The organism is Caldicellulosiruptor naganoensis, from assembly GCF_026914285.1.
Lineage (GTDB): Bacteria > Bacillota > Thermoanaerobacteria > Caldicellulosiruptorales > Caldicellulosiruptoraceae > Caldicellulosiruptor > Caldicellulosiruptor naganoensis.
In genome coordinates this window covers 1700421-1724988 of record NZ_CP113864.1, presented here as the reverse complement: position 1 = coordinate 1724988, position 24568 = coordinate 1700421, and the positions used below count along the sequence as shown (strand labels likewise).

Here is a 24568-nt window from a genome sequence, read left to right as displayed (position 1 = left end):
TTCTACAAATTTGAAAACTCTGGAGGTAAAAAATGCCAGAAAATGATATCCTGCAAGCTATACTTGGAAACCTCGAAAAGATTAATATGCGACTTGATTCTATTGATAAGAGATTAGATAGAATTGAACAGAGGCTTAACAAAGTTGAGCAGAGGCTTGACATGGTTGAGCAGAGACTTGATAAAGTTGAGGAAAGGCTTGACAGAGTTGAGGAAAGGCTTGACAGAGTTGAGGAAAGGCTTGACAGAGTTGAGGAAAGGCTTGACAGAGTTGAGGAAAGGCTTGACAGAGTTGAGGAAAGACTTGACAAAGTAGAAAAAAGACTTGATATTGTGGAGATGAGACTGGACAGACTTGAAGAGAGGGTTGCAAGATTAGAAGAAGATGTTCAGGTTATCAAACAAGACATTGTAATATTAAAGGAAAATGACAAGGAACTGACAAGAAGAATGAATGCTGTATATGACCAGGTTGCGTTCTTGACAGAATTTAGAACAGAGATGATTATGTTCAGAGATGAAGTGTACAAGAGATTTGACAATTTAGAGCAGCAGACAGGAAGATTAAAAGAAGGGTTTGAGTATTTGCGTGACATGACAGTTGAGCATGAGATTGATATTCGGTTTTTGAAAAAAGTTGTAAGAGCTTCATAGTTTACATAGAAAATGATTAAAAGCTTGAAAGCTCAAAGAGGGGAACATTCCCTCGTTTGTTTTATCTTAAATCAGGCAAGAAGACTCCATCTTCTACAAAATGGAGATGAATTGTTACAAAAAATGCGATATAATATTGGCTCTTTGTCAAGAGTTGGGGTGGGTATTCTGAATGCCCACCTTTTTCAGTTTTATCAACCAAGCATTAATTGTAATATATGCCTATTACAGGTAAGCAATTTTAAAAACTCAATCCTACCTTTACCCGCTACTTTTGTGAGTTTTAATTATTCTCTTTACTTTATCCTAACTACCACAACTATATAATGTCCTCTTTCTAAATCTCTCAAAATTTCTATACCCATATGCATCTCTCTTTAAAACTTTTATCTTATTGTTAAAACCTTCTGTTACACTATTTGTATATGGAACATCAAAAGAATTTACTATCTCTGAAAACCAGTTCCTAAAAACCTTTATGCATCTGCAAAATTCACAAAGACCACTTCTCTCTGCCGCCTCTATCCACTTTTTTAATTCAACTTTTGCTTCTGCTGAATTACTGCTTTCTAAAACTTTCCTGAATTCTTCCTTCAGTCTATGCGCTTTCCTTAAATCTCTACTGTACCAAAACATCACTTCTAACTCTTCTCTTTGCTCTGCTGTAAGTTCTTCATAAGACTTTAACAATAATTTCTTGCTCCTCTTAAAATACTTCCTTAAATTATCTTCTAATTCCTTTTGTACTCTTTTCCTTACATTTTCTAATGCCCAATAAACATATCTTGTAAAATGAAATTTGTCTATTACTATTTTCGCGTTTTTAAAATATATTTTTGCTGTCTCCACAAATTGTCTCCACATATCACATACAAAATACTTTACTCTATCCCTATCCTTCAATCTCTTAAAATATTCAATCAAAACATCTTGTCTTCTGTCTCTTAAAATTTCTACTATCTGTTTTTTCACAGGGTCTACAATTATACACTGATATTTAGCTCCACCTGCATTTCCTTTGAATTCATCTATGCATATCGCCTCAGAAGAAAAATCCTCTATCTTCCTGGTAGGATTTACATTGTCAAATAACCTCATAACTGTTGTTACTGATACATTTGTCTTTCTTGCTATTTCTTTCATACTGCTCAAGCTACTTAAGCTGACTTATAATGTATGCTGCTAATCTATTTGTCATTCTTTGACGCTTGCCCAAAAAATTTATGTGTTCAAAAAATTTCTTTCCACATTCTTTGCAAACATATCTTCGCTTCCTTAAAACTAAATATGTTCTCTTACCCATTATTGGTATGTCCTTTACTCTTTGGACACGATAATCATGTATCTTGCTTGTGATACTGCCACATTTAGGACGCTTGTGAGGTTTTTGCGCCTGACTTATATGGAGTTCTACTTCATTTTCGCTTTCTACTACTTGGTGGAGAATGATATTTTTTGATTTCAAAAGTTCTGTGATATAATTATGATTGAGCACTTATTCTGGATGCTTCCTTTCTTTTGTGTTTTTTTTATACCTAAAAACAATTTTAATTATAGCAGGCATTCAGAATAAGTGCTATATTTTTTCTTTTCTTACCACCCCAATATTTATTATAGAGCCAGAAATTAAAAGTCCAAAAGGGCTTTGCATATAAGAAGTTAAAAATTTCCATGTTATAATGAACTGTCCAAAGCCCTTTAATTTTCTTCATCATACTCTTTACACAAAAGTGCTCTGATGTACCCATTTTCATTTGATGTTGACACAATATAAAATCCTCTTGCGTAGTAAAATCGAACCAAATCTCTCACCTTAGATGCAGTGTGAAGGTAAACCTTTTTGACACCAAGCTCTTTGAGTCTCTCATCAACAACCTTCATAAGTGCCTTGCCAACACCGTTGTTTTGATAATTGAGCCTTACACCGAAACGGCTAATATATGCTGTTTTGTCAGGAAAGATTTCAACTCTGATTGTGCCAACAATTATTCCATCCATAAAAGCAACATAGACCTCTTTTGTGTCTATATCCCTTTTTATATCCTCTTCAGTTTCGTTCACAGCTGCGTTTTTAGCAGGGTCAATTCCTGCAAGCTCGCAATACTTTGTGAATGCTTCTTTTGTTATTTCCTTTATTGCTTTTATATCATCATAAGTTGCCCTTCGTACTACAAACTCCATTATATACTGCCCCCTCTCTGCATAATTATAAATTAAAAAGAATAAAAATGCAAGTATATATCTGTAGATAAAATTAAAAAAATGTGCTAAAATGAATAAAGAATCAATGTTCTTAAGAAAAAATCTTAAGGAATAGAAAGGGCTTGATAGGAAGTTGAGAATTTTAGGAATAGACCCAGGAATTGCACTAACTGGATATGGATTAGTTGAATTTAAGGGAAATTCATTATTCAGAGTAATTGATTTTGGCAAGATTGAAACATCAAGTGAGATGAGAAAGTCACTGCGGCTTTTTCACCTGCACAATGAGCTTACTTCAATTATTACACTTTACCAGCCAGATGTGGTTGCAATTGAAGAGCTTTTTTTTAATAAAAATTCTAAAACTGCAATTTCGGTAGGAGAGGCAAGAGGTGTAATTATTCTAACATGTGTTCAAAATAGTCTGAATGTTTATGAATACACACCTCTTCAAGTAAAGCAAGCAATAACAGGATATGGCAAAGCAGACAAGACCCAGATTCAAAAAATGGTAAAGATGTTACTTAATTTACCTGATATTCCAAAACCTGACGATGTTGCAGATGCGTTAGCTGTTGCTATTTGTCATGCTCTTTGGAGCTGTTCTTATGTAACTCAGGAGGAAAGGATATGATAGATTCGATTGTTGGAGTTATTGAAGAGATTCAGAACAATTTTATACTATTGAATTACAAAAACGTTATTTTAAAGATTTTTTGCAATACATCACAATTTTTTGGCTTAATTGGCCAAGAAAAGAGAATTTACGTACATATAAAATTCAACGAAAGTTTATCTGAGCTTGAGTGCTATGGATTTTTAACAAAAGAGGAAAGAGAGCTTTTTTTAAAGCTCCAAAGAGTCAGCGGCATTGGTGCAAAGCTTGCATTGCAGATAATCTCAACAATACCATATGAAGAACTTATCATAGAGATTGCAAAGGGCAATAGCTCAAGACTTGAAAAGGTAAAAGGTATTGGCAAGAAGACTGCAAGTAGGATAATTTTAGAGCTCAAAGAGACACTGAAAAAGGAGTTTAAAATAGAAAGCAGCCAAGCAATCAAAAAAGAAGATTCAAAACTTGAAGAGATTTCGCTTGCTCTTTTGTCGTTAGGATATGAAATGGATGAGATAAATGAGGTTTTATCGTCAGAGGATTTTTCAAGCCTTTCTATTGAAGATGGAATAAAAGAGGCGTTAAGACGTCTCTCAAGACTTTAAATATAAATTTTTCGTTTAAAGGAATGAAATAACATGGAAAGATTATTGGATGCAAAACTTAGCATAGAGGATTTAAATGAAGAATCACTAAGACCAAGGACATTGGATGAGTATATTGGGCAGCAAAAGGTAAAAGAGAAGATAAGAATTTTCATTGAAGCTGCAAAAAAAAGGAAAGAGCCGCTTGACCATGTACTTTTGTATGGACCACCAGGGCTTGGCAAGACAACCTTAGCAAATGTTATAGCACATGAGATGGGAGTTGATATTAAAGTAACCTCCGGACCTGCAATTGAAAAAGCAGGTGATTTGGTTGCCATACTTACCAATATCGGAGAAAACAATATTTTATTCATAGACGAGATTCACAGACTAAATAGAACCATTGAAGAGGTCTTATATCCTGCAATGGAAGACCTGAAAGTGGATATAGTAATTGGCAAAGGTCCATCTGCCAAAACAATTAGACTTTCAATACCGCCGTTTACCTTGATTGGTGCAACAACAAGAGCAGGGCTTTTATCATCACCTTTGAGAAACAGGTTTGGTATAATTGAAAGGCTTGATTATTATACAATAGAGGAGCTAAGTCAAATAATAAAACGATCTGCTTCTATTTTGAAATGTGATATAGACGATAGAGCTTGTATTGAGATAGCAAAGCGTTCAAGAGGAACACCAAGAGTTGCAAACAGGCTACTCAAAAGGATTAGAGATTTTGCAATGGTAAAGTACGATGGAATTATCACGTATGAAGTTGCAGTTGAAGGGCTTGAGATGTTTGAAGTTGATGAACTTGGGCTTGACATTGTTGACAGGAACATCTTAGAAGCTATAATATACAAATTTGGCGGTGGACCTGTAGGACTTTCAACAATTGCGGCCGCAATTGGTGAAGATGAAGGTACAATTGAAGATATTTACGAGCCATATCTAATTCAAGAGGGATTTTTGGTAAAAACTGCACGTGGGAGAGTTGCAACCCAAAAAGCAATAACTCATATCGCAAAGTCGAAGTTTGGCGGTGACAAGAGATGAAGATTTTAATGCATACATGCTGTGGGCCTTGCAGTATCTATCCTCTTGACAAGCTTACAGAGGAAGGACATGAAGTCTATGGGCTTTTTTACAATCCTAATATTCACCCATACACAGAGTTTAAGAATAGATTAGATGCTGCAAAGAAGTTTTATGAAATAAGAGGGAATAAGCTGATTGTATTGGAAGAGTATCCGCTTGAGGAATTTTTGCGAAACTGCGCATTTAGAGAAAATTCAAGATGTGTTTATTGCTACAGTACAAGACTTGAAAAGACTGCTTCAGTTGCAAAAAGAAGCGGATTTGACGCTTTTACAACCTCACTTTTAGTAAGTCCATACCAAAAACACGATTTAATAAAAAAACTTGGTGAGGATATTGCAGAGCGTTATGGAATAGAGTTTTATTACAGAGACTTCAGAGAAGGCTTTAGAGAAGGAAGACAAAAAGCAAGAGAACTTGGACTATATCTTCAGAAATATTGCGGTTGTATCTATAGCGAAAAAGAGAGGTTTTACAAAGAAACAAAAAATAATCAATAAAGGATGGCAAAATGCTAAATGAAGATGGTCAAAGAAAAATTTTTCTATTGTAATTGAGAAGCTCAAATGCTATAATATTGAATGTTATTGCGCTCGCAAAGGGTAAAATGCTCCCGTAGCGGCGTGAAAGATGTGATTTATTTGAGAAATTTTAAAAGCAGGAGGTATAGAAGAGAGGATGTATGCAATAATAGAGACTGGCGGAAAGCAGTATAAAGTGCAAGAAGGCGATGTTTTAAAGGTTGAAAAGCTAAATGCAGATGTTGACAGTGTGATTAAGATTGACAAAGTGCTTGCTATTTCATCTGATGATGGGTTTGTGGTAGGCAAACCTTATGTTGATGGTGCTTATGTAGAAGCAAAGGTTTTAGAGCATGCTAAAGATAAGAAAATCATAGTATTTACCTATAAGTCAAAGACAGGGTATCACAGAAAACTTGGTCACCGTCAGTGGTATACAAAGCTTCAGATAACAAAGATTGTAAAATAGATTCTAAAGATTTTCAAAAGAATTCAAAATGATTATAGCAACCTTTTTTAAACGGAAAAAGATAGGATATTATTACAAAGTAGTTGTAAAAGGGCATAGTGGTTTTGCACCACGTGGGAAAGACATTGTATGTAGCGCAGTCTCAAGTGTAATTCTTGCAAATGTAAACGGGTGCATAGAAATATTAAAGGCAGTCCACAGAATAAAACAGGAAAGTGGATATTTAGAGTTTGAAATTATAGATGAAAATGAAAATGTTTTAAAGGAAAGTTCGCTGCTTTTGCAAACAGCGTATTTGGCTTTAAAAGAAATAGAATCTCAATATCCCAAATATGTTAAAGTGGAGGTGAAAGAAGATGAAATTGGTATTTGACATTCAGCTGTTTGCACACAAGAAAGCTGGCGGTTCAACAAGAAACGGAAGAGATAGCGAGTCGAAAAGACTTGGTGTTAAAAGGTCAGATGGCCAGTTTGTTTTAGCAGGCAATATCTTGGTAAGACAGAGAGGGACTAAATTCCACCCAGGCAAGAACGTTGGTCGTGGCGGAGATGATACATTGTTTGCCTTGGTAAACGGTTATGTAAAGTTTGAGACAAAACGTGGAAGAAAGTTTGTATCAGTTATTCCAGCCGAAGAGATGGTAGCTGTTCAATAATTCAAAAATAGTATGACTTTTTAAAAAGAGGCAAACTTAATTGAAGGTTTGTCTCTTTTTTTGTATCTTGAGAAATGATTCCTAATAGAGTTTTTCAAATAAGAGGTGAATTTTATGTTTGTAGATGTTGCTAAAATTTACGTAAAAGCAGGGGACGGCGGAGATGGTATAGTTGCGTTCAGGCGGGAGAAGTACGTTCCAGCAGGAGGTCCTGCAGGAGGAGATGGTGGAAAAGGCGGAGATGTAATATTTGTTGCAGACAGAGAACTCAACACCCTGCTTGATTTTAAATACAAAAGACATTACAAGGCTCAAAACGGTGAGCGTGGCGGACCTAACAATATGCACGGCAAAGACGGTGAGGATTTGATAATAAAGGTTCCTGTTGGAACTGTGATAAAAGATGCTGAAACTGGTGAGATAATTGCTGACCTGTCGAGAGAAGGCGACAGAGCAATTGTTGCACATGGTGGTAGAGGTGGCAGAGGAAATGCACATTTTGCAACAGCAACAAGACAAACACCAAGGTTTGCCGAGGTTGGGGAGAAAGGGGACGAGCTTTGGGTAATTTTGGAATTAAAAGTTTTAGCAGATGTTGGGCTCATCGGCTATCCCAATGTTGGAAAGTCAACCTTCTTGTCCGTTGCAACAAATGCAAGACCTGAGATAGCAAACTATCCATTTACAACAAAGTATCCAAACCTTGGAATTGTATATATTAGCGAGGGTGAAAGTTTTGTTCTTGCCGACATTCCGGGGCTTATTGAAGGTGCAAGCGAAGGAGCAGGTCTGGGGCATCAGTTTTTGCGACATGTTGAAAGAACAAAGGTCTTGATTCATATTGTTGATGTGTCGGGAAGCGAAGGAAGGGAGCCTGTTGAAGATTTTATAAAAATCAATGAGGAGCTTAAAAAATACAGTTCAGATCTTGCACAAAAGCCTCAAATTGTTGCTGCAAACAAGATGGACCTTCCTGATGCACAGGCGTATTTTGAACTTTTCAAAAGTGAGATTGAAAAGATGGGGTATGAAGTGTATCCCATCTCTGCTGCAACTGGCATGGGTGTAAAAGAGGTTTTAAAAAGAGCTTATGAACTTTTAAAGCAGCAAAAGGCAGCTGAAAATGAACAAGAGGATGCAAAGCCGCGGACGTTTGTGTACTATAAGAAAAAGGATGTAAAGCCGCTAACTATCAGAAAAGAAAATGGTATATATATTGTAGAAGGAACAGTTGTAGAAAAGGTTGCAAGAAACATAGTTTTAAATGACCATGACTCATTCAGGTATTTTCAAAATTTCTTAAACAAGCTTGGTGTCTTTGACAAGTTAAGAGAGATGGGAATCCAGGATGGCGACATTGTGAGGATACTTGATGTTGAGTTTGAATATTATGAATAAGTTTTAGATTTATCATAAAAATGGATATAGACAAAACAGCAAAAATGGGTTAAAATAATTGACAAGCAAAAAGAAATTCTTAAAAGGTTTGGAGGTTATCTTTTCTAAATGGAGTGCATCAATTGTGGGAACTGCAAGGTAGGTAATACCACATACTTTTGTTTTAAGGAAAACGGGTTTGTTGTGGATGTATCAAAACAAATGGTAGTTGAGAAGGTAAGAAGCGGTTGGAAAAAGGGGGATCCAGAGTACGAGAAGCAGCGGCGAAGGTCAAGAAAAGAAGTAGAAGTGTAAAGATAAAAAACGCCGGCAGAAAGGCAAGTTCCTTTCTGCCGTTTTAGTTTTATGGGGAGGTGTGAAGAATGCTTTCATCCAAACAAAGAGCAAAACTAAGGTCAATGGCAAATGCTTTAGATGCAATAGTTCACATTGGCAAAGAAGGAATTACTGACAGGGTATTAAGACAGATAGACGAAGCACTTTGTGCCAGAGAGCTTATCAAAATTTCAATTGAGAAGAATTGCAAAATAGAACCAAAAGAGGCGATAGCTATAGTTTGTGAAAAACTAAATGCTGAGCCTGTACAGGTAATTGGCAGAAAGATTGTTATTTACAGAAGGTCAGAAGAAAACCCGAGAATTCAGATTTAAAAAGTAGAGTATTGACCCTGGTAATATAATTTGATATAATCTAAAGCAATACAATTGAATATTATCAAAATTACTTCTTATCAAGAGTGGCGGAGGGACTGGCCCAATGAAGCCCGGCAACCGGAAAAAGGTAGGGGTGCCCTTTTTCTTGGTGCCAATTCCAGCAGGTATTTTTAAAATACCTGGCAGATAAGAAGTAAGAAGATTTTGAAAAAAGTCTTCTTGTAGCTTATCTGCAGGAAGACTATTTTTTTATCTTTTTTGAAAACCAGGATATTATAAAAATTAACGAAAGGGGAAAAGAGAAGATGGAAGAAAGAAAATACGGTTTTGATACTCTTCAACTTCATGCAGGGCAGTTTGTTGATAGAGAGACAAAATCAAGAGCTGTTCCAATTTACCAGACAACCTCTTACATTTTCGATACACCTGAAGAGGCAGCAGACCTGTTTGCACTCAAAAAAGCGGGAAATATATATACACGAATAGGAAATCCGACCACTGATGTTTTGGAAAAAAGAATTGCTGCACTTGATGGTGGTGTTGGAGCTGTTGCTACCTCTTCAGGGCAAGCTGCTATCACTTATGCGATTTTGAACATCGCAAAAAGTGGGGATGAGGTTGTAGCTGCTTCGACTTTGTACGGCGGGACATATACACTATTTGCTCACACATTAAGAAAACTTGGCATCACAGTAAAATTTGTAAACCCTGACTATCCAGAAGAATTTGAAAAAGCAATAACAGATAAGACAAAAGCCATTTTTGTTGAAACTCTTGGCAACCCTAATATAAACATTCCGGATTTTGAAGCAATAGCAGATATTGCCCATAAAAATGGAATTCCTTTTATTGTAGACAACACATTTGCAACACCTTATTTGTTCAGACCAATTGAACATGGTGCAGACATTGTTGTATACTCAATGACAAAGTTTTTAGGTGGACATGGGACGTCAATTGCTGGTATTGTAGTTGACTCTGGAAAATTTGAATGGAATGAGAAATTTCCAGACTTAACTAAGCCAGATCCGAGTTATCACGGTCTTGTTTATGCAAAAGAATTTGGAAATGCTGCATACATCGCAAAGCTAAGACTTACGCTCTTGCGCGACATTGGTGCATGCATTTCGCCGTTTAATTCGTTCTTGATACTTCTTGGTGTTGAGACGCTATCTTTGAGGATGCAAAAGCATGTTGACAACGCAATGAAATTGGCAAAGTATTTAAATGAACACCCAAAAGTGGAGTGGGTAAACTACCCGGCCTTAGAGGACAACAAATACTATGACCTTTACAAAAAATACCTGCCAAAAGGGCCAGGTGCTATCTTTACATTTGGACCAAAAGGCGGATATGAAGCAGCAAAGAAAATAATTAATAATGTTAAGCTGTTCTCACACTTAGCAAATGTTGGAGATGCAAAATCGCTTATTATTCATCCTGCTTCAACCACTCATCAGCAGCTTTCAGAAGAAGAGCAAAGGGCAGCTGGAGTTCTGCCAGAGATGATAAGATTGTCTGTTGGTATTGAAGATATTGACGATTTAATATATGATATTGAGAGTGCACTAAATAAAATTTAAAATAGTGAATATAAGCCCTATCATCTGCTGCATGAAAGATTGCTCCAGAAGAAGGTTAAAAATTGATATAAGAGGCAATCTTTCATACATTTTAAATAAGCTTCAATGTGGGGGTATAAGAGATTGGAGAAGTTTGAGTTTTGGGAAGAGGGCTATAAAAAGTTTGTAAAGTTCGCACACAACAAGGATTTTGTATTAGAAAGTGGCAAGAGATTTGGACCAATAACAGTTGCATATGAGACATATGGTGAAATTAACAAAGAAAAAAATAACATAATTTTAATAACTCATGCCCTGACAGGCGATTCACATGTTGCAAAACACTCAGAAGATGATCCCAAACCCGGTTGGTGGGACAAGTTTGTCGGCCCTGGCAAGATGTTTGACACAAATAAGTACTTTATTATCTGCTCAAATGTTCTTGGTGGCTGTCAGGGAACAACAGGACCATCTTCCATTGACCCTGAAACAGGCAAACCCTATGGTGCACGATTTCCAATTATAACCATAAAAGACATGGTAAACGTTCAGAGAAAGCTTATGGAGGCCCTTGGGATAGATCATATTCTCTGTGTTGTTGGTGGGTCAATGGGCGGTATGCAAGCTTTGGAGTGGGCTGTAAGTTACCCGGATTTTATGGACGGTGTTATAAACATTGCATCACCCCTTAAGCTCAATGCGCAGTCAATTGCATTTAATGAAGTTATGAGAAGGGCTATTATGGCAGACCCTAACTGGAACAATGGTGATTATTATGACAAGACAGGTCCTGCTCAAGGTCTTTCTATTGCAAGGATGCTTGGTATGATAACTTATCAGTCAGACAAACTAATGGATAGAAAGTTCAATCGCAGAATGAAAGACCCTGTTGAGAGCTTTTTTGAGTCTTTTAACACAGAATTTGAGGTGGAAAGTTATCTACACTATCAAGGTATGAAACTTGTTCAGAGATTTGATGCAAACACCTACCTTTATCTTACACGTGCGATGGACCTTTACGATTTAGAGAGAACATATGGTAGTGAAGAGGAAGCACTCAAAAGAATTAAGGCAAAGTTTCTCTTGATAGCTATAACCTCTGATATTCTCTTTCCAATCAGCCAAATGAGATATATGAGAGATAAACTAAAAGAAGCTGGTGTTGATTTGATTTACAAAGAGATTGAGTCTGACTATGGTCATGATTCATTCTTAGTGGAAGAGGAGAAATACAGGCACATAATTACTGAATTTTTAGAATTACTATATAACAAGGAGATGATAAAATGATTTTGACAATCCTGGGTGCAAGAGGTCCATATCCTGCCAAAGATGAGGCAACGTCTGGTTACCTGCTAAAAACAAAAAGTGCAAATATTCTTATAGATTGTGGAAGCGGTATTTTGGCAAGGCTATTAAACTATATTGCTTTTGACGATATTTCTTTTATAATATGCTCGCATCTTCACGCTGACCACACAAGTGATTTAGGGGTTTTGAGATACTACTTTGCATCCCGTGGTAAAGAGATAGATCTTTTTATTCCATCTGAGCCACAAGAGGAGTATAACTTAATTAGAAAAGGTGTTTACAAGATTAAAAATATCGAAGAAAACTTGCAAACCCAAATAGAAAATATTAAGCTTTCCTTTTTTGAAGGGCAGCATCCATATAAGAGTTTTGCTGTGAGAGTAGAAGAGGAAGGAAAAGTGTTTGTGTTCTCTGGTGATACAGGGTACAAAGAGGATTTTGTAAAGTTTTGCAGCGGTGCAGATTTGCTTTTGCTAAATGCAGCATATACCGATGAAGAGATTGAAAAGATTGAGGAGTCAAAGAGATACCATATGAGTCCAAAACAGGCAGCAATGGTGGCAAAAGAAGCTGGAGCCAAACTTTTAGTCTTGACACATCTAAAGCCTGAGTGCGATGAGCAAAAACATTTGGCAGCGGCAAAAGAGATTTTTAATAATGTAGTTCTTGCAACAAAAGAAAAAATAATAGAATTTTAGTAGGATCAAAATAAGGAACTTTCAATATATGTTTGCTGATGCTCACAGTGACACATTGACAGAAAGCTTTTTAAAAGGTCAAAGTTTATACCAAAATTCTCTTCAGTTTGACTTAAAAAGAGCTGAAGAAGTTGGGGTAGAACTTCAGTACATGGCAGTATGGCAGGATACAAGACAAAAAGATATTGATTTTATGAAGAACATATTTTCGATATTAGATTTTTAAAAGACTATGATGTAAACATTATTGGAAAAACAAATACTGTTGTTGAAGATAAACTAAATGTTGTTATAGCTATTGAGGATATTTCGTTTGTAAATAGTCTTGAGGATGTTGAGATACTAAAAGAAAATGGAATAATATCTGCCACGCTTTCGTGGAATCACAAAAATAAACTGTGTGGCGGTGCTTACGAAGACGGTAATCTTAGCAGTTTTGGTAAAGAGATTTTGAAAAAACTGTTGGACCTGAACTTTATCATTGACCTTGCACATGCACCACCAAGGACTTTTTTTGACGTTGTAGCTGTTGTTGATAGGCCATTTATAGTAAGTCATTCAAACTGCTGGGCGCTTTGCAACCATCCACGAAATCTTACAGATGAGCAGTTAAAAGATTGTAGGAAATTTTAATGGTTTGATTGGGATAAGCTTTTATTCGCCTTTTTTAAGTGAAAGCTTTGCCACAATTGAAGACATTGCAAGGCATATAGCACATGTCTCCCAGCTCACTGGCCACAAGCATGTGTGTTTGGATTCTGACTTTGACGGTGCAGACCAATTTGCAGATGGTATAAATGGGGTCGAGGATTTGCCAAAAATAAAAGAGGTGCTTCAGTGGATTTGGATTTACCGATGAAGAGATTTTTGATATCCTTTACAATAACCTTTTTAGCTTTACTTACGAATTTCTAAAATGAAATTTTTTTATTTAAAACTTGCGTTTTTACAATCTTAAATCCTATTTTTTCGTAACATTGATATTGAAAAATGCATATAAATATGATATAGTATTGCAAAAACAAGTTGAAAGGGCGAAGGGAGAAAGGATGAAGTATTCACAGAGAGCGCTAAGTATTTCAGCATCACCAACCTTAGCAATAGACACTTTGGCAAAAAAATTAAAAGAATCTGGGGAAAATGTAATTGGTTTTGGTGCAGGTGAACCTGATTTTGACACACCTGAAAACATAAAATATGCAGCAATTGCTGCCATTGTTAAAGGATACACAAAGTACACACCGGTTGCGGGGATTGCCTGTTTAAAAGAGGCGGTTGCAAAGTATTATAATGAAAATTATGGAATTTCTTATTCTGCAGATGAAATAGTCATTTCAAATGGTGCAAAGCACTCTCTGATGAATGTTTTTTTTGCTCTCTTGAATGAAGGTGATGAGGTACTCCTTCCATCTCCATATTGGGTTACATATCCAGAGCTTATTAAACTTGCAGGTGGTAAGGTTATAGTTGTGCCAACAACAAAAGAGTCAAATTACAAGGTAAATATAAAAGATTTACAAAAGTATCTCACATCTAGAACAAAAGCACTTGTTTTAAATTCTCCATCCAATCCAACTGGAATGGTTTATACATATGAAGAGTTAAAAGAGATTGTAGAATTTTGTATACAGAATGAAGTATTCATTATTTCAGATGAGATTTATGACAAACTCATATATGATGGACAAAAGCATGTTTCACCAGCTTCTTTCGGTGATAAGGCAAAAGATCTGACCATAATTGTAAATGGTGTTTCAAAGTCTTATGCAATGACAGGCTGGAGAATTGGGTATACTCTCTCAAACAAGGATTTAGCAAAGATTATAACAAACCTTCAGAGCCACACAACCTCAAATCCTAATTCAATTGCGCAGTATGCTGCATATGAAGCCTTGAGTGGTCCTCAAGAAAGTCTTAAGAAGATGGTAGAAGAGTTTGCAAAAAGAAGAGATTTGATATATGAGCTTGTAAATGGGATTGAGGGTTTAAGTAGCGTAAAACCCCAAGGCGCATTTTATATTTGGGTTGACTTGTCAGGCGTTATTGAGAAAAGTTTTGACGGGAAAGTTATAGACAGTGCAAATACCTTTGCAAAGCTTCTTTTAGAAAATGAAAAAGTTGCAGTTGTTCCAAGCGAAGGATTTGGTATGGAAAATCATATGAGGCTTTCGTATGCTACATCTGTGCAGAATATTAAAGAAGGCTTGGCAAGAATAAAGAGGTTTGTTGAAAAGCTCAAATAAAGGTATAATGAAGAGTAGAAAAAACTAAAGCTAAACAGGGGAAGTGAGAAAAGTTGCACCACATTTATGAGACGCCACTTAACTCACGTTATGCAAGCGAGGAGATGAAAAGACTTTTTTCAGATGACACAAGATTTAAACTTTGGCGAAAACTGTGGATTGCTTTGGCAGAGGCACAAAAAGAGCTGGGACTTGACATCTCTGATGAACAAATAGAAGAGATGAAAAAGTATGTCGATAGCATAAACTATGATGTGGCAAGACAAAAGGAAAAAGAACTTCGTCATGATGTAATGGCACATATTCATGCATTTGGCGAGCAGGCAAAAAAGGCAAGACCAATTATCCACCTTGGCGCAACAAGCTGCTTTGTGACAGACAATGCGGATATCATCATAATGTATGAGGCAATGAAGCTTATTAGAAAAAAGCTTGTCAGCTGCATAAAGGTGTTGTCTGAATTTGCTTTAAAATACAAAGACATGCCAACATTAGGATTTACACACTTTCAGCCTGCTCAGCTAACAACAGTTGGTAAAAGGGCAATGCTGTGGGTCCAGGACCTGGTGATGGACCTACAATTTTTAGAGTATGTAATGGACCACACTTATTTAAGAGGCGTGAAGGGGACAACTGGTACACAAGCAAGTTTCATGGCTCTTTTTGATGGTGATGAAGAAAAGGTAAAAAAGCTTGATCAGCTTGTTTGTCAAAAGATGGGATTTGAAAAGAGTTTTCCTCTTACATCCCAGACATATCCAAGGAAATTTGATTATTTAGTTTTATCAATGCTTGCATCAATTGCACAAAGCGCTTATAAATTTGCAAACGATATAAGGCTTTTGCAGCACTTAAAAGAGATAGAGGAACCTTTTGAGAACACCCAGGTCGGTTCGTCAGCAATGGCGTATAAGAGAAACCCTATGAGATGTGAGAGAATCTGTGCCTTGGCAAGGTATATAATGGTCAACATTCAAAATCCACTGTTTACAGCATCCGTACAATGGCTGGAGCGTACTTTGGACGACTCTGCAAACAGGCGAATTGCAATCCCTGAGGCGTTTTTAGCAACCGATGCTATTTTGAATCTTTATCACAACGTTGCAAGCGGTCTTGTTGTGTATGAGAATATGATAAAAAGGCATATTGAACAAGAACTTCCATTTATGGCAACAGAGAATATACTCATGGAAGCAGTAAAACGTGGCGGTGATAGGCAGGATTTGCATGAAAAGATTAGAAGGTATTCCATGCAAGCTGCTCAAAATGTCAAGGAATTTGGAAAGGAAAATAACCTGATTGAACTTATTTCAAACGATCCAAGCTTTGGGCTTTCAAAAGAAGAAATTGAAACTATTTTAGACCCTAAAAAGTTTGTAGGAAGAGCACCATCTCAGGTAAAAGAATACTATGAGGAATATGTAAAACCAATATTGCAAAAGTACAAGGATGACCTTGATTTTGAGTCCCAAGTAGAGATTTAAAAATGGGAGTTTAAAGAGGCTGTCCAAAAACAATAATTTTTAATAACCAAAATCAAGCATTTGATGGTATTTAATGTTAATATTGAACTATGCAGTAAAAAGCAAGAGGGTTGGCTGGCAATTTTGCCCCAACCCCCTATTATTATCTTCGCCAATCTTTCTATGTTATAGGCAATACAAACCAAACTCTACTTTAGCTTCACACCCTTCATACCCCTGAGCAGGAATCTCCTAAACCCTTTATTGTTCTTTATTATCCCAAATACTGTCTCAACTTCTATCTTCCTTTTTTCGTAAATCTCTTCGCCTTCTCTACTTAACAGCCTTTGCCTCACCTCTTCCTTCAATTTCTCTAACCTCGGTCTTATACTAAATCTCTTCTTCCATCTCTTACCTTTATAACATTTTTCTCTGTGTTCACAACCATTACAAATATCTTCACATTGATATACCTTCTCATAACTTACAAATCCTCTCTCATTTGCACTTATCTTCGGATATAAGTATTTCACCTTCTTACCAGCAGGACAAATATATGCATCTTCTTCAGCTATGTACTCCCAGTTCCTTACATTGAAAATATCCTTCTTAAATCTTCTTGTCTGTTCCAAGTCAAATGTGCTATACTTAATGTAGCTATTTATGCCACATTCTTTCAGATGAAGGTAGTTTTCTTCAGACCCATAGCCACTGTCTGCTACAATGTTCTTTGGCATGAAACCTGTTATCTTCGTCACAAGCTCAAGGTGTTCCTTTAGACAGACAGTGTCTGTGGGACTTTGGTGGATGCTAAAACCTATGACAAATCGGTTCTGTGTGCCGATTTGTACATTATACCCGGGTTTTAGCATCCCATTTTTCATATGGTCATCCTTCATCCTCATAAATGTGGCATCATTGTCTGTTTTTGAAAAACTATTCCTGCCATTTAAGATCTGCTCATAAGACTCATATTTCTTGAGTCTTAATACGCAGTTGTTTTGGAGAGTTTTTACAAGCTTTTTCACTCTCCTTTCTTTCCTTTTGCTCCCAAAGTTAGCTTCTGCTATCTTTTGGGAGAGTTCTTCAACTTTTTGTTCAAGCTCTTGGCTATCATAATCAGCTTCTAAATTGACATCCAACTCGCCAAGAATTCTGTCTTCTTCCTCATTTATCCTCTCTATTTCATTAAGAATTTCTCTTACTTTTTCTCTTAATTTCTTTTTGTATGTTCTTGTACTTCTTGCCCATACAAATGTATACTTGTTCGCATTTGCTTCAATCTTTGTCCCGTCAAGGTAGTAATACTCAAAGTTTACATACCCCAGTTTTACAAGAAGTTCAATAACTTGTGCGAAAATCTCTTCAATGCAATCACCTATTATCTCTTTTCTGAATCTATTGATAGTTCTGAAATCAGGGGTTTGAAGTTTTGAAAGCCACATAAAGGTTATATTCTCTTGAAGTGCTTTTGCTATCTTTCTTGAAGAGTATATCCCCTGTATGTAAGCATAGATAAGTACTTTCAAAAGCATCAAAGGATGGTAGCTGGAAGTCCCACCACCTTTGTATTTCTCTACTATGGTTGAGATATCTATTTTATCAATGATTTTATCGATTGCTCTTACTAGATGAGTTTGAGGGATAAAGGCTTCAGGGTCGATTGGCATTATTAATTGGTTGGGGTTATATTCTTTGAAGACTATTTTATCATGTTTGCGTGGCATATTAATCCTCCTTATGTAATCATTTCTGAGATATTATATCATAAATATCTCACAATGTAAATACAGTAAAAATAAAGAGGCTATCACCTCATCTTTTTAGACAGCCTCTAATTAGTGTTATACCTTGAACACTTCAACCTTTTTCATCATATCCTCAGCTAAGCTTTCTAATCTTTTCATTGTACTTGCAATTGTCTGGGCAGCTGCAGTTTGCTCTTCTGTTGATGCAGCTGTCTGCTCGGTTGCTGCAGCAGTCTCCTGAGCAATACTTGCAATATTGGAGATTTCAGTTGATATAGATAAGATATCTTGTGTTGATGCTTGAATACTTTGGTTTATTTCTTCAAATATTTCTATGAGCTTTTTGGTAAGTTCTATAATCTGACTATAAGCTTGTTTTGTGTCGTTTGTGATCTCATCTTGTTTTTTGAGAGCATCTTCAAAACTGCTAAAACCTGCTGTAAGGTTTTCTACATTTGCTTGGATGTTTTTGAGAAGATTACCTATCTGTTTTGCTGAACTTGATGTCTGGTCAGAAAGTTTTCTAATCTCGTTTGCAACAACCATGAATCCTTTTCCTGCCTCACCTGCTCTTGAGGCTTCAATTGATGCATTTAGAGCCAAGAGATTTATCTCTTTTGAAAGGTTGCTTATAAAAGATGTTATCTGGACAATCTCTGTGCTCATAGAAGAAAACTGATTCATCAAACTTTCAACCTTTTGCCAAATCTCTTTGACGTTTTTCATATTTTCTTCCTGGGAGTTAATAAGTAAGTTTCCTTCATTAATTGTGTTGAACACTGTCTGCGCATAGGAGTAAGACTCTTTCATTTTTTCAGAGATAACTTCAATAACCTCTGAAAGTTTGTTTAATCTTTGGCTTGATTGTTCAATAGAATTTGCCTGTTCAGTACTTCCTTTTGCAACATCAGAAATTGCTAAAGCTATTTGCTCAGAGACGTTTGCAATCTCATTTGAAGCAGATGTGAGCTCCTTTGCAGCTTCAAATACAGATAAAGAGACCTGTTTTATCTGTGATATCATATCTTTCATGTTTTGGCTCATGTTGCTGAAAGTTCTTGCAACCTTGCCAATTTCATCATTATAGCTTGTATTTAAGCCTTTATTTAAAGAAAGGTCAAATTTTGATAAAGACTCAGCAAATTCTTCAACTTGTTTTAGTCTTTGGCTGATCGAAATTGTTATTAGAAATATTATCAAAAAGCATATTAAAAGCACAAAAAGTGTTATCATTCTCAGGCTGTTTTTTATATTATTCTCATATGCAACTAAATCGTCTATGTAAACGCCTGTTCCTAAAACCCAGCCCCATGGTTTAAATAATACAACATAAGACTTTTTTGGAAAATTATTGTTTGAATTAGGCTTCGTCCATTGATATTTTACAAAACCTTCTCCTTTTTTCTTTACAACATCTACCATAGCTACAAATAACTTAAACCCTGTTGGATCTTTGTAGTCAGATAAATCTTGACCTTCTAACTCTTGGTTGAATGGGTGCATTATCATCTTTGGTTGTAAATCATTTATCCAGATGTAACCATTGCTGTTGTATCTAAGACCGCGGATAATTTCTTTTGCTGTCTGCTGTGCTTGAGATTCACTAAGTTTCCCGGATTTTTGGAGAGCATACTGGCTTTCACATATTGAAATTGCAACTTGGACGATGTTTTTGAGCTTACTTTCGACTTGTGACTCAATTGTTTTTGTAACAGAAGGAATAAAATAAATTTCAAAAATTAATATAAAAGCTAAAAAGACGAAGGCAAAAAGCAAAATGAGCTTTGTTCTGAGTTTTATGTTTTTTACCAAAAAAGCCACCCCGCTTTTCCAAAATATAGTTTTTGTTTTGTTCTACCATAATTTTTATCACTTTAAAATAGGCTTCAAACAAAAAATTCAGAGAAAGTACTTTAGCTTTGTATAATTTTAGTAAGCTCTTCATATAAGCTACTTAATACATTTTGATAATCCTTTTCGCCCATTTCAACGACTTCCATAAGTCTTTCAAGATTTCTTGTTGTCTCTTCGTTTATATAATCTTGGTAGTGTTGTGCAAGGTAAGAATACACTTTTCTTCCAAGTGCAGTTGAACGAATCCTTCTATATTGATCTTCAAATACATATCCTCTTTTGAAAAGGGTCTCAACCATTTTAGCATACGTGGATGGTCTTCCTATATTCTTTTGTTTCATCTCATCAATGAGCATTGCTTGGGTGAAAAGAGGGGTTGTGTGCTTCTTGTAGTTTTTCTTTTCTGTTATTTGGTATTCTCCACTTTCAAATTTTGAAAAAATCTGAATTGGATTGAACAAGAGCCACCCCTCTTCTATCACCCCAATGGGCATTTCTTTTTCTATTTCTTGTTTGTCAAACCTGAAAATTAGTTTTTGGTATTTTACAAGAGGGTTTTTCATCTGGCTTGTGAAAAATCTATTGAATATAAGTTCGTACACCTTAATATGATTAGCTGTCAAACCCTGAGCAAGTCTTTCACTTGACAGCTCTTTTAACTCCAAAGGTGAAATTGGCTTAACAGGTCTTATTGCCTCGTGCGCACCTTCTGACCCGAAACTTCGGCCTACAAACAAGTCCCTTTTGCCTATCTTTTCTAAGTATAATCTTGCCACATTTTGGCCTGTGAGTGATATTCTATTTGAATCAGTTCTGTGATAGGTTATAAACCCATGCTCAAATAAAAACTGTAAAATCTCCATGATTTCCTGCACGCTAAGGTTTAATTTTTGTGATGCATAAGACAGAAGTGTGGGTGTATTAAATGGCAAAATAGTCTCAAGCTCTTTTTCATTTTCTTCCACTACCTCTACTAATACCTTGTTGCCATCTATTTTGCCTTCTGCCTCAAATCCAAACCCATTTTCAAATCTCACAAAAGTAAATTCTTTTTGACTCTTTGCATATTCCTTTTCCCTTTCTATAATCCAGCCAAGGACAGTAGATTGCACTCTTCCTGCAGATAAATTATAGCTTTTAAAATTTTTCTGAAGCTTTGAACTCAGTTCAAAACCGACCCACCTGTCTTCAATTCTACGTACAATCTGAGATTTTACAAGGTTTGCATTAAAATCGCGCTGGTTTTTTATAGCACTTTCAAAACCAAATTTTGTTATTTCGTGCATTTCAATTCGTCTTAAGTTCGGATTGACAGGTTTTAGATACTGGGATATATCCCATGAAATCTTCTCGCCCTCAACATCAGGGTCTGTTGCAACTAAAACTTCGTCTACTTCAGCTGCTATCTCACGAAGCACCTTTAATATCTCCTTTTTGTCATCAATCTTATCAGAGCCACATTTAGGACATGAAGGATACTCATCAGTAAACTGTGTACCACAGCTTGTACAGCGTTTGATAGAGTTATAGTACGGGATAAAATTGCCGTTTGATATTTCTACCCCATGCACTCCTGTTTTTGTATCAAGGTCATACACATGTCCTTTTGAGGCAGTTATGAGCAAAATTCCATCTGGAGTTACTGATTCGTATACAGAGAGCCTTCCATACCTTCTTGTTGATGCTTTTTCTAAAAATCTTGAAATTGTCTCTGCTTTTGTGGGCGATTCTACAATCATAAGCCTTGACTTTAAATCTGAAGACCGCTCGTTTATTAAAGTTTCATTTCTGCTCATTTCAACCTCTTTAATCAAATCTTCAAAACATACCTCATTTTCGGTTTTCCACTCTTCATCAAGCAAAAACATAAGTCTTGACCTGAGACTTTCGAAAAGTAGATCATCATCTTCAAATAGGATTGAAACTCCTTTTGTCAAAGAGCTACCCAACATTCGTGATGTCCTTCCAGAACCTTGGATATATGTGAAAACATCAGGGAAGAATATCTGACCCTCATCTGAGATTTTCAAGTTTGAAAAGGACTTTTTAACAAAAACAGTCCACTTATCTTGAGAAATATATTTTTTTACTACCTCCCTTAACCTTTCGACCTGATATCTATCTATGCCTTTAAAGAAGCTTTTTAGCTTGGGATGTTCTTCAAGATAGTCAGAAAACACCCTTTCTAAGACAAACCGGGGCGCCTTTTCAATATCTGTTGAAAACCTAAACGAGGGCGTGCCCCAAAATATTGAATACTTTATTCTCAAGGGGAGGTCTATGCCTCTCACAAGCTTTCCATAGTATGAGTATATGCCACATAGAATTTTGAGCTTTCCATCTTTGAATTCCTCAAAACTTTTTTCAAAATCTTCCCACGTTTTACCGACAGATATTCCTTCGTTTTCTAAAAAGTGTGTCACATCTTTACCTTCTTCTTCATTTTCAACAAATAAGAGGATGCCATCATTGAGGATTTTGATTGTCTCAAGCAGCTTTTCTTTTGATTTTTCAGCAATTCTAATATTTGTAATATTTCTTATACTGAATGTGAATCTACCTATTTCGAAACCAAGTAGCTCTCTAAACAAAAGAGGTTTTAGTCCTTGTGGCTTTGCAGTGGCAGAAGATACAATGAGAATGCCTTTAGATAAAGTAGAAGATGTGCCGTTTTGTTTTTGTTCAGGATACTTAATACCTTTTTTGAGGTTTTCAAATGTCTGGTCAATTGTATTTTGGTCAATTCCAATCATTTGCAAAAGAGTGTCAATGTTTTTTGAAGATTTCAAAATAGCATCAACATCATCTACAAACACTAATGAAAATACCTTCTTTGCAAGGTCGTCTTTTCGCTTTGATATAAATTGCGATGAGACAATTAGGATGTCAAATTCGCCATTTTCAAAGCTTTTTTCAAACTCATCCTTTTCAGTTTTTTTCATCGATGACTTATATGACAAAATTTTAACATTTTCTTTTGGCTCTTTATTAGCAAATTCAAGGAGTCTCTGATGCGCTTGTTCAACCAGCGATACAGTAGGAAAGATTAAAGCTACCTTCTTGCCATTTTTTGTCATCCACAGTGTTGCAACAAGTCCAAATGTTGTCTTACCAAGGCCTGTGGGAGCAATTAAAGTGAAACTTTTTGAGAGTAAAAGTCGCCTTGCCCAGAGCCGTTGATATCCTGTCATCGGTTTTCCAACCTTTGATACAAAAAACTTTTCAAACTCTTTATATTCATTTTGGAAATTCCAAAAGTAGGCATAATCTTTTAGGCTATTATGTTGTTTCAAGCTTTCAAGGATATTCATGCTATTTTCAAATGGTAGACACTTTTCACATGGGAGTCCTTTTTGATTTCTTGTATCTGAGTTGATACCACCACAGTTTATACATGAATGATAATATTTTGCTCCTGTTGCCAAGCAAAAATCCCCCTTATTCTTTTTTGAGGGCTTTTAGTTTTTCTAATTTTCAAATATACTAAGGATTTTGGAAAAATTCAATATTAAAAAAAGCTGCCCGCTTTAAAATTTTCCCATCGGGGCAGCTTTTCAAAGTTTACTCTAATTCAAATCTCTGTTTTATAATCTCAACGGCCTTTTCCTCATCTTTCTGATCAATCAAGTATGAGATGTCGACCTCGCTTGTTGTCACCATCTTAAGTTCGACACCTGCTTCTGCCAAAGTGGTGAAAAGAGATGCTGCAACGCCTGGCAAATCTCTCATGGCTTCACCGTATATACTCAGCTTTGTCAGGTTAGAAATTATGTCAATTCTTAAATGCGGAATCTCTTTTTTAAACTTGCTCAGCGCTGAGATTGCCTTTGGCACATTTTCTTCATCAAGACTAAATGATAGGTTTATATTTCCTTTGTATGGAGCTGTTTGGCTAATCATGTCGATGTTTATTCCATGGCTTGCCACTTCATTGAAGATTGAGGCAATCAGGTCTATTTTGTTTGGGACATTATCCAATGTTATCATGGCAACGTTTTGGGTGACATTTAAATTTGTCACAGGCTTCAAATTCAAAACACCTCACATGAAATTAATCAAATCTTTCATATTATATATACCCGCACTTTTACCAACTAAAAACATCGCAGCCTTAATTGCGCCGTTTGCAAAAATCTCTTTTGAAAGTGCAGTGTGTTTTATCTCTATAATTTCATCTGGACCAGCAAAGATAACACTGTGCTCGCCAACAATTGTACCTCCACGCACCGAAAAAATTCCTATCTCATTTTGAGCCCTTTTCTTTCTTCTTGTGTGCCTGTCGTAGATGTACTCATACGCATTGTTTGCAATCTCATTGATAGCATCTGCAAGCATAAGAGCTGTGCCAGAAGGTGCGTCAATCTTCTGGTTGTGATGTTTTTCAACAATTTCAATATCAAACCTACTTCCCAGCGTCTTGTATGCTTTTTGTACAAGATCTGCAACAAGGTTAACACCAAGTGACATGTTGGCAGACCAAAAAATTGGTATCTCTTTTGAAGACTCAACAATCTTTTCTTTCTGTTCACTTGTAAAGCCTGTTGTGGCAATTACAACTGGTTTTTTCGTTGCCTTTGCAAATTCTAAAATTGCAAGTGTAGCCTCTGGCAGGGAAAAGTCAATTATTACGTCAAACTCTTCTTGGATTTGAGAAGGATTACTATAAACGGGGTAATCGAAATTTCTCGTGGTGTTCAAATCAACGCCTGCAACAATTTTAACATCTTCATATGTTTTTGCAACCTTACTTACAACCTGACCCATCTTGCCATTGCAACCGTTAAGTAAAACTCTCAGCATTTGTACATCACATCCATCTATGCTTAGTTTTTTAGA

The 24568-nt window shown here is 36.1% G+C and carries 26 protein-coding genes, 1 pseudogene and 1 riboswitch; of the genes and pseudogenes, 19 read left to right on the top strand and 8 right to left on the bottom strand.

Features of this window, described 5'->3' with window-relative positions:
* Positions 1-32: 32 nt before the first annotated feature.
* Positions 33-653 (top strand): hypothetical protein, encoded by a 621-nt coding sequence (locus tag OTJ99_RS08635; RefSeq protein ID WP_045165791.1) that lies wholly within the window; start codon positions 33-35, stop codon positions 651-653.
* 306 nt (positions 654-959) lie between these two features.
* Here OTJ99_RS08635 and OTJ99_RS08630 read toward each other — a convergent pair whose 3' ends face one another.
* The 3 genes from OTJ99_RS08630 to OTJ99_RS08620 all read right to left on the bottom strand — a co-directional run bounded on the left by OTJ99_RS08630 (position 960) and on the right by OTJ99_RS08620 (position 2834).
* A complete protein-coding gene (locus OTJ99_RS08630; protein ID WP_408612536.1) occupies positions 960-1751 on the bottom strand; it encodes an ISL3 family transposase in 792 nt (263 codons plus the stop codon).
* Positions 1752-1806: 55 nt separating this feature from the next.
* Positions 1807-2148, bottom strand: coding sequence for a transposase family protein (locus OTJ99_RS12840; protein WP_235374814.1), 342 nt, complete (start codon positions 2146-2148; stop codon positions 1807-1809).
* A gap of 203 nt (positions 2149-2351) precedes the next feature.
* Positions 2352-2834: a GNAT family N-acetyltransferase gene (locus tag OTJ99_RS08620; RefSeq protein WP_039765448.1), complete on the bottom strand. Its 483-nt coding sequence runs from the start codon at positions 2832-2834 to the stop codon at positions 2352-2354.
* A 154-nt stretch (positions 2835-2988) separates the two neighbouring features.
* Between OTJ99_RS08620 and ruvC the strand changes: the two genes are divergently transcribed.
* The 18 genes from ruvC to purB all read left to right on the top strand — a co-directional run bounded on the left by ruvC (position 2989) and on the right by purB (position 16151).
* Entirely contained in the window at positions 2989-3489 is a 501-nt protein-coding gene (gene ruvC, locus OTJ99_RS08615; protein ID WP_045165792.1) for a crossover junction endodeoxyribonuclease RuvC, read from the top strand.
* Complete coding sequence (ruvA, locus tag OTJ99_RS08610) at positions 3486-4076, top strand: Holliday junction branch migration protein RuvA (protein ID WP_045165793.1); 591 nt, start codon at positions 3486-3488, stop codon at positions 4074-4076. Before ruvC ends, ruvA begins: the two co-directional genes overlap by 4 nt.
* A 33-nt stretch (positions 4077-4109) precedes the next feature.
* Positions 4110-5114, top strand: a complete 1005-nt coding sequence (ruvB, locus tag OTJ99_RS08605; RefSeq protein ID WP_045165794.1) for a Holliday junction branch migration DNA helicase RuvB — start codon at positions 4110-4112, stop codon at positions 5112-5114.
* On the top strand, positions 5111-5656 hold the full coding sequence (locus tag OTJ99_RS08600) for an epoxyqueuosine reductase QueH (RefSeq protein WP_045165795.1): 546 nt from the start codon (positions 5111-5113) through the stop codon (positions 5654-5656). Before ruvB ends, OTJ99_RS08600 begins: the two co-directional genes overlap by 4 nt.
* A 178-nt stretch (positions 5657-5834) precedes the next feature.
* Positions 5835-6146 carry a 50S ribosomal protein L21 gene (rplU, locus tag OTJ99_RS08595; RefSeq protein WP_045165796.1) on the top strand — a complete coding sequence of 104 codons (312 nt, stop codon included), beginning with the start codon at positions 5835-5837 and terminating at the stop codon, positions 6144-6146.
* 28 nt (positions 6147-6174) lie between these two features.
* The gene (locus OTJ99_RS08590) at positions 6175-6519 is read left to right on the top strand and encodes a ribosomal-processing cysteine protease Prp (RefSeq protein ID WP_045165797.1); all 345 of its coding nucleotides are present in this window, start codon (positions 6175-6177) and stop codon (positions 6517-6519) included.
* A complete protein-coding gene (gene rpmA / locus OTJ99_RS08585) occupies positions 6503-6802 on the top strand; it encodes a 50S ribosomal protein L27 (protein WP_045165798.1) in 300 nt (99 codons plus the stop codon). Before OTJ99_RS08590 ends, rpmA begins: the two co-directional genes overlap by 17 nt.
* Positions 6803-6916: 114 nt before the next feature.
* Positions 6917-8200 carry a GTPase ObgE gene (gene obgE, locus OTJ99_RS08580; protein ID WP_045165799.1) on the top strand — a complete coding sequence of 428 codons (1284 nt, stop codon included), beginning with the start codon at positions 6917-6919 and terminating at the stop codon, positions 8198-8200.
* A 108-nt stretch (positions 8201-8308) separates the two neighbouring features.
* Entirely contained in the window at positions 8309-8494 is a 186-nt protein-coding gene (locus tag OTJ99_RS08575; protein WP_045165800.1) for a hypothetical protein, read from the top strand.
* 68 nt (positions 8495-8562) lie between these two features.
* On the top strand, positions 8563-8850 hold the full coding sequence (gene yhbY, locus OTJ99_RS08570) for a ribosome assembly RNA-binding protein YhbY (protein ID WP_045165801.1): 288 nt from the start codon (positions 8563-8565) through the stop codon (positions 8848-8850).
* Between the two features lie 74 nt (positions 8851-8924).
* A riboswitch (SAM riboswitch) is annotated at positions 8925-9046 on the top strand.
* A 112-nt stretch (positions 9047-9158) separates the two neighbouring features.
* Positions 9159-10436 (top strand): O-acetylhomoserine aminocarboxypropyltransferase/cysteine synthase family protein, encoded by a 1278-nt coding sequence (locus OTJ99_RS08565; RefSeq protein ID WP_045165802.1) that lies wholly within the window; start codon positions 9159-9161, stop codon positions 10434-10436.
* 123 nt (positions 10437-10559) lie between these two features.
* Positions 10560-11705, top strand: a complete 1146-nt coding sequence (metX, locus tag OTJ99_RS08560) for a homoserine O-acetyltransferase MetX (protein WP_045165803.1) — start codon at positions 10560-10562, stop codon at positions 11703-11705.
* Complete coding sequence (locus tag OTJ99_RS08555) at positions 11702-12424, top strand: MBL fold metallo-hydrolase (RefSeq protein WP_045165804.1); 723 nt, start codon at positions 11702-11704, stop codon at positions 12422-12424. The genes metX and OTJ99_RS08555 overlap by 4 nt, the downstream gene beginning before the upstream one ends.
* Before the next feature lie 28 nt (positions 12425-12452).
* Positions 12453-12650 (top strand): hypothetical protein, encoded by a 198-nt coding sequence (locus OTJ99_RS08550; RefSeq protein WP_235374815.1) that lies wholly within the window; start codon positions 12453-12455, stop codon positions 12648-12650.
* A complete protein-coding gene (locus OTJ99_RS08545; RefSeq protein WP_307735271.1) occupies positions 12629-13057 on the top strand; it encodes a membrane dipeptidase in 429 nt (142 codons plus the stop codon). Before OTJ99_RS08550 ends, OTJ99_RS08545 begins: the two co-directional genes overlap by 22 nt.
* Before the next feature lie 4 nt (positions 13058-13061).
* Complete coding sequence (locus OTJ99_RS08540; protein ID WP_268748502.1) at positions 13062-13283, top strand: membrane dipeptidase; 222 nt, start codon at positions 13062-13064, stop codon at positions 13281-13283.
* 190 nt (positions 13284-13473) lie between these two features.
* Positions 13474-14667, top strand: coding sequence for a pyridoxal phosphate-dependent aminotransferase (locus tag OTJ99_RS08535; protein WP_045165805.1), 1194 nt, complete (start codon positions 13474-13476; stop codon positions 14665-14667).
* A gap of 53 nt (positions 14668-14720) precedes the next feature.
* Positions 14721-16151 carry an adenylosuccinate lyase gene (purB, locus tag OTJ99_RS08530; RefSeq protein ID WP_045165806.1) on the top strand — a complete coding sequence of 477 codons (1431 nt, stop codon included), beginning with the start codon at positions 14721-14723 and terminating at the stop codon, positions 16149-16151.
* On the opposite strand, the pseudogene OTJ99_RS08525 reads toward purB, so the two are convergent.
* From OTJ99_RS08525 to dapB, 5 genes and pseudogenes are all read right to left on the bottom strand, one after another.
* A pseudogene (locus OTJ99_RS08525) lies at positions 16148-17857 on the bottom strand (IS1182 family transposase). The gene purB and the pseudogene OTJ99_RS08525 overlap by 4 nt on opposite strands.
* Before the next feature lie 117 nt (positions 17858-17974).
* On the bottom strand, positions 17975-19699 hold the full coding sequence (locus tag OTJ99_RS08520) for a methyl-accepting chemotaxis protein (protein ID WP_269015328.1): 1725 nt from the start codon (positions 19697-19699) through the stop codon (positions 17975-17977).
* Positions 19700-19791: 92 nt separating this feature from the next.
* Positions 19792-23157 carry a reverse gyrase gene (rgy, locus tag OTJ99_RS08515; protein WP_045165808.1) on the bottom strand — a complete coding sequence of 1122 codons (3366 nt, stop codon included), beginning with the start codon at positions 23155-23157 and terminating at the stop codon, positions 19792-19794.
* Between the two features lie 136 nt (positions 23158-23293).
* Positions 23294-23761, bottom strand: a complete 468-nt coding sequence (locus tag OTJ99_RS08510; RefSeq protein ID WP_011917109.1) for an ACT domain-containing protein — start codon at positions 23759-23761, stop codon at positions 23294-23296.
* Positions 23762-23773: 12 nt separating this feature from the next.
* Positions 23774-24532, bottom strand: coding sequence for a 4-hydroxy-tetrahydrodipicolinate reductase (gene dapB / locus OTJ99_RS08505; protein WP_045165809.1), 759 nt, complete (start codon positions 24530-24532; stop codon positions 23774-23776).
* Positions 24533-24568: the final 36 nt, after the last annotated feature.

What these genes read in the sequence shown, in the direction of transcription:
- OTJ99_RS08635 (WP_045165791.1), top strand. Translation starts at nt 33, where the DNA reads ATGCCAGAAAATGATATCCTGCAAGCTATACTTGGAAACCTCGAAAAG.
- OTJ99_RS08630 (WP_408612536.1), bottom strand. Translation starts at nt 1,751, where the DNA reads ATGAGGTTATTTGACAATGTAAATCCTACCAGGAAGATAGAGGATTTT.
- OTJ99_RS08620 (WP_039765448.1), bottom strand. Translation starts at nt 2,834, where the DNA reads ATGGAGTTTGTAGTACGAAGGGCAACTTATGATGATATAAAAGCAATA.
- ruvA (WP_045165793.1), top strand. Translation starts at nt 3,486, where the DNA reads ATGATAGATTCGATTGTTGGAGTTATTGAAGAGATTCAGAACAATTTT.
- ruvB (WP_045165794.1), top strand. Translation starts at nt 4,110, where the DNA reads ATGGAAAGATTATTGGATGCAAAACTTAGCATAGAGGATTTAAATGAA.
- OTJ99_RS08600 (WP_045165795.1), top strand. Translation starts at nt 5,111, where the DNA reads ATGAAGATTTTAATGCATACATGCTGTGGGCCTTGCAGTATCTATCCT.
- rplU (WP_045165796.1), top strand. Translation starts at nt 5,835, where the DNA reads ATGTATGCAATAATAGAGACTGGCGGAAAGCAGTATAAAGTGCAAGAA.
- OTJ99_RS08590 (WP_045165797.1), top strand. Translation starts at nt 6,175, where the DNA reads ATGATTATAGCAACCTTTTTTAAACGGAAAAAGATAGGATATTATTAC.
- rpmA (WP_045165798.1), top strand. Translation starts at nt 6,503, where the DNA reads ATGAAATTGGTATTTGACATTCAGCTGTTTGCACACAAGAAAGCTGGC.
- obgE (WP_045165799.1), top strand. Translation starts at nt 6,917, where the DNA reads ATGTTTGTAGATGTTGCTAAAATTTACGTAAAAGCAGGGGACGGCGGA.
- OTJ99_RS08575 (WP_045165800.1), top strand. Translation starts at nt 8,309, where the DNA reads ATGGAGTGCATCAATTGTGGGAACTGCAAGGTAGGTAATACCACATAC.
- yhbY (WP_045165801.1), top strand. Translation starts at nt 8,563, where the DNA reads ATGCTTTCATCCAAACAAAGAGCAAAACTAAGGTCAATGGCAAATGCT.
- OTJ99_RS08565 (WP_045165802.1), top strand. Translation starts at nt 9,159, where the DNA reads ATGGAAGAAAGAAAATACGGTTTTGATACTCTTCAACTTCATGCAGGG.
- OTJ99_RS08555 (WP_045165804.1), top strand. Translation starts at nt 11,702, where the DNA reads ATGATTTTGACAATCCTGGGTGCAAGAGGTCCATATCCTGCCAAAGAT.
- OTJ99_RS08550 (WP_235374815.1), top strand. Translation starts at nt 12,453, where the DNA reads ATGTTTGCTGATGCTCACAGTGACACATTGACAGAAAGCTTTTTAAAA.
- OTJ99_RS08535 (WP_045165805.1), top strand. Translation starts at nt 13,474, where the DNA reads ATGAAGTATTCACAGAGAGCGCTAAGTATTTCAGCATCACCAACCTTA.
- dapB (WP_045165809.1), bottom strand. Translation starts at nt 24,532, where the DNA reads ATGCTGAGAGTTTTACTTAACGGTTGCAATGGCAAGATGGGTCAGGTT.